The 3,910-nt window shown below is 64.3% G+C and carries 3 protein-coding genes and 1 pseudogene; 2 read left to right on the top strand and 2 right to left on the bottom strand.

Annotated features, from left to right (window positions below; all coding sequences use genetic code 11):
* Nucleotides 1–475, top strand: a pseudogene (locus tag VKI00_RS01220) (enoyl-CoA hydratase-related protein); the annotation flags it as partial.
* Between the two features lie 39 nt (nucleotides 476–514).
* Here VKI00_RS01220 and VKI00_RS01215 read toward each other — a convergent pair.
* Nucleotides 515–1,882, bottom strand: coding sequence for a cytochrome P450 (locus VKI00_RS01215; protein ID WP_324434667.1), 1,368 nt, complete (start codon nucleotides 1,880–1,882; stop codon nucleotides 515–517).
* 52 nt (nucleotides 1,883–1,934) lie between these two features.
* A complete protein-coding gene (locus VKI00_RS01210; protein WP_324434665.1) occupies nucleotides 1,935–2,588 on the bottom strand; it encodes a Bax inhibitor-1/YccA family protein in 654 nt (217 codons plus the stop codon).
* 188 nt (nucleotides 2,589–2,776) lie between these two features.
* Between VKI00_RS01210 and VKI00_RS01205 the strand changes: the two genes are divergently transcribed.
* A partial coding sequence (locus VKI00_RS01205; RefSeq protein WP_324434664.1) for an MFS transporter occupies nucleotides 2,777–3,910 on the top strand: 1,134 nt, incomplete at its 3' end.

The raw sequence follows: 3,910 nt of genomic DNA, 5'->3' as shown, positions 1-3,910 counted from the left end.
CGATTCACGGGAATTGCTTCGGCGGCGGTCTGCAGATCGCGTTGGGCACCGATATCAGAATCGCTTCGCCAGACGCCAAGCTGTCGATCATGGAGGTCAAGTGGGGCCTCGTTCCGGACATGGGCATCACGCAAACACTGCCGCGATTGGTGCCCATCGACGTCGAGAGGGGTTGACGTTCAGCGGCCGCGTTGTTTCTGGGAGTGAGGCTTTGGCGCTCGGGTTGGTCACGCGAAACAGTGACGATCCGCTGGCGTCGGCGCTGACACTCGCAGAGGAGATCGCGCAGAAGTCTCCCGATGCCGTGCGTGCCGCCAAGCGCCTCTACGACGAGACGTGGGTCAGCGACGACGCCGCCGCCTCCCTAAAACGCGAATCCGACTTGCAGGTCGGGCTGATTGACAAGCCCAATCAGCTCGCCGCCGTAGTCGCCGGAATGTCAGGAGAGCCACCGGTCTTCGTCGACCCCGTTTAGCGTCTCTCGGCGCCGGGGGCCGTTGTCATGCCGCCGATTTCACCGCCGCGCGTCGACATGGGCCGGGATGGGCCCCTTTGCGACAGTGGTGCACGGCGATTCGAGCGGAAAGTCCTCGTCCATCGAACGGATCCGGGTAGACCGGACGATGGTGGCGAGCGCGAGGGTTGTCACCAGCATCGCGAAGTGTTCACCGATACACGAACGTGGCCCGGCGGCGAACGGGATGAACTGCCAGCGGTCGCGGTTCGTGGAGTTCTCCGGGCTGAACCGATCGGGGTCAAAGACCAGCGGGCGCTCCCACAAGGCCGGATCCCGATGCAGGGCATTAATCCCCACGGCGACAATGGTGCCCGCTTCCACTCGGTACCCGTCCACCGCGATGTCACGTAGCGCCACTCGGCCGACCCCCGCGGCCGGCGGGCACAGTCGCAACGACTCGTTGAGCACTTGGGCGGTGTATTCGAGCCGGGGGACATCTTCGGGCGTCAGTTCTCTATCGCCGATCTCGGCAACCTCGGCGGCGACCCGGTCCTGCATGTCGGGATGGTGCCCCAGTTCCCACAAGGCGTAGGTCAGCATCGTCGCCGTCGTGTCGTGGCCGGACAGCATGAAGATCAGCAGCTCGTTGCTGATGTCTTCGTCGGAGAGCGGCCGGCCGGTGTCTGGGTCGGTGGCCGCGATCAACGCTCGAACCAGCGCTGCGTCGCGGGTCGGATCTGCGCGGCACGCCTGCAGGATGTCCATGGTGACCTTGGGCATCGCCGCAACCGCGGCGCGAGCACGACGGCGTGACGGCGTCGGGAGCCACCGCGGCGCACGTATCGGCCGTAATGCACGATCGGTCGCGTAGGCCGATGCCACGTGCATGTTCTGTGCGATCTCGTTACCGAATTCGTTGACGTCGACACCGAGAATCGAGCGACCGAGTGACCGCATGGCGAGTCTGCGGCACTCAGCGTCGAGGTCGACGTCACCTACCTCGCGCCAGTGATCGGCGAACGTTTGCGCCGCCTGCGTCATGTGTGTGCCGAAGCCGTCGACGTTTTGTTTGGTGAACACCGGTTGTAGTGCGCGTTTGCGCGGAGCCCACTCTCTGTTGGGCAGGCTGAAGAGGTTGTCGCCCGCCACGTTCCGCACTTCGTGGTGGATCTGGCATCGCTCGGTGAGTCCGTCCGCGCGTCCCAACACATCGCGCACCCCGCTGGGCGATGTGACCAACACAAGGGGCGGGGCAACGAACTTTGGCAGCGGTACGAAGCGAGACACCGGTCCGCCGGCCTCGCTCAGTAGCTCCAGTCCGGTGTGCAAAACTCGCGCCGCTGACAGGGCCTGCCGAATGGGCAGCGGGTTTTTCGGCGCAAGCGGAAGCGTGCCAACGTCAAGTGTGTCGATCGTCGCGGTCATGGCACCGAGGATTATGCTGGATTGCAAGACTCTGGGCCATTTTCGGCGCTTCTTAGTCTTGGCTCCTGCCCCCGAACAGCTGCAGGAAGAACTGGAACACGTTGAGGGCGTCCAGGAAGATCGAAGTGGCGATAAGCGGTGCTGAGTCCATGTCTGTCGATCGGCGGAGCCGTTGGAAGTCGACCATCGTGAGACCGGCGAAAATGACCAGCCCGAGGATCGAGTAAATGAGTGCGCCGCCGGGAATGTGGACGAAGATCAACACGATGCCGAATCCGATGAGCGCAAGTAGAGCCCAGAAGCCGACACGCGCGAGACCGGACAAGTCGGTGCGGGTGGCGTAACCGAATGCGCCGCAGCCGGCGATGAACAGGGCCGTCGCACCGCCGGCCTCCCACAGCGCCTGGGGGTCCGCGCTGGCGTAATAGACCAGCATCGGTGATGTCCCCAGCCCCATCAGCAGCCCGAACGCGAACAACAGTGCCATGCCCAGACCAGGAGAGCTGCGGATGGCGAAACGCATTCCGATCAGGCAGGCGAACGCCAGGATGTAGAACACGAAAGCCACACCATTGCCGAGGTTACGGCCCAGGTAGGCGCCGAGCGCGAATAGGCCGGCGGTTGCGGCCACCGCCCACATGACCTGACCGAAAAGGGTACGGGTCCGATTCTGTACACCAACTGCGCCGTAATCGGCTGAGCTCATGGCATGTCCGTCCTACGTCGGGAAATGGTTTCGGAGGTGCGGTGTTTCGAATATTGCTCAGTGTGGCGTATGTCGGGTCGCGCTGCGCTGTGCTCCGCCACATTGGCGCGGTCGCGACTTTGTCGCAGGGGACATCGTGATCAGGGCCGTTTTCATGCCGTTAACCACCGCACCTCAGACTATGAGTCGTGGTAGTCGTGGACCGGGCGGGTCAACAGGTACAGGTGCGACGCGCGGCGATGGCCAGCGCGATCGGCACGACGATCGAGTGGTACGACTTCTTCCTCTACAACACGGCCGCGGCGTTGGTTTTCCCGCACCTGTTCTTCCCCGCGTCCAGCGCGTACGCCGGCGCGATGCAGTCGTTCGCGACCTATGCGGTCGGCTTCGCTGCCCGCCCGGTGGGCGCCGCGATCTTCGGGCATTGGGGCGACCGGATCGGCCGCAAGGCCACGCTGATCGTCACGCTGCTGGTCATGGGCATCTCGTCGGCGCTGGTCGGCGTTTTGCCCAAGACAGCGACCATCGGCTTGGCCGCGCCGCTGCTGCTGGTCGCGCTGCGACTGATCCAGGGAATCGCGATCGGCGGGGAGTGGAGCGGGTCCGTGCTGATCGCTATGGAGTGGGGCGACCAGCGCAAACGCGGCCTGCTCGGTAGTTTCGCCCAGCTCGGTGTGCCACTCGGCCTGGTGCTCGGCACCGGCAGCATGACGCTGCTTTCGGCCACGCTCTCACCCGAGGCCTTCACCGCATGGGGTTGGCGAGTGCCGTTCCTGCTCAGCCTGGTACTCGTCGCGGTGGGCCTGGCGATCCGGCTGAAAATCGTTGAGACGCCGATGTTTGCCAAGGTGCAGCAGGAGGGGAAGACCGCCCGGGTACCCGTCATCGAGGCGATCCGGCACCACTGGCGGGAGATTCTGCTGTCAGCGGGCCTGCGGTTCAGCGAACAGATGCCGTTTTACCTGTTCACCACTTTCGTGCTGATTTATGTGGTGTCGCGGCACGGCTATTCGAGGACGTTCGTGCTCAACGCGGTCCTGCTCGGCGCGCTGTGCGAACTCGCCGCGATTCCCTTCTTCTCGCAGCTGTCCGATCGGCTCGGTCGCAAACGCGTTTACCTGACCGGAGCCATGCTGATCGCGCTGATCGCTTTCCCGTACTTCGCGGCGTTGACCTACGGCGGCGCCGTGCTGATCTTTGTCGCGGTCGTGGTGTCACTGCAGCTGCACGCGATGGAATACGGTCCACAGGCCGCGTTGATCGGCGAAAGCTTCCCGACGCACCTGCGCTATGGCGGCGCCGGGCTCGGCTACCAGTTGGCG

Origin of the sequence: Mycobacterium sp., assembly GCF_035314665.1 — a bacterium.
Lineage (GTDB): Bacteria > Actinomycetota > Actinomycetes > Mycobacteriales > Mycobacteriaceae > Mycobacterium.
This window is presented reverse-complemented; position numbering and strand designations above follow the sequence as displayed.

Bases quoted from the DNA above. Each gene is read 5' to 3' on its own strand.
- VKI00_RS01215 (WP_324434667.1), bottom strand. From the start codon at position 1,882: ATGACCGCGACGATCGACACACTTGACGTTGGCACGCTTCCGCTTGCG.
- VKI00_RS01210 (WP_324434665.1), bottom strand. From the start codon at position 2,588: ATGAGCTCAGCCGATTACGGCGCAGTTGGTGTACAGAATCGGACCCGT.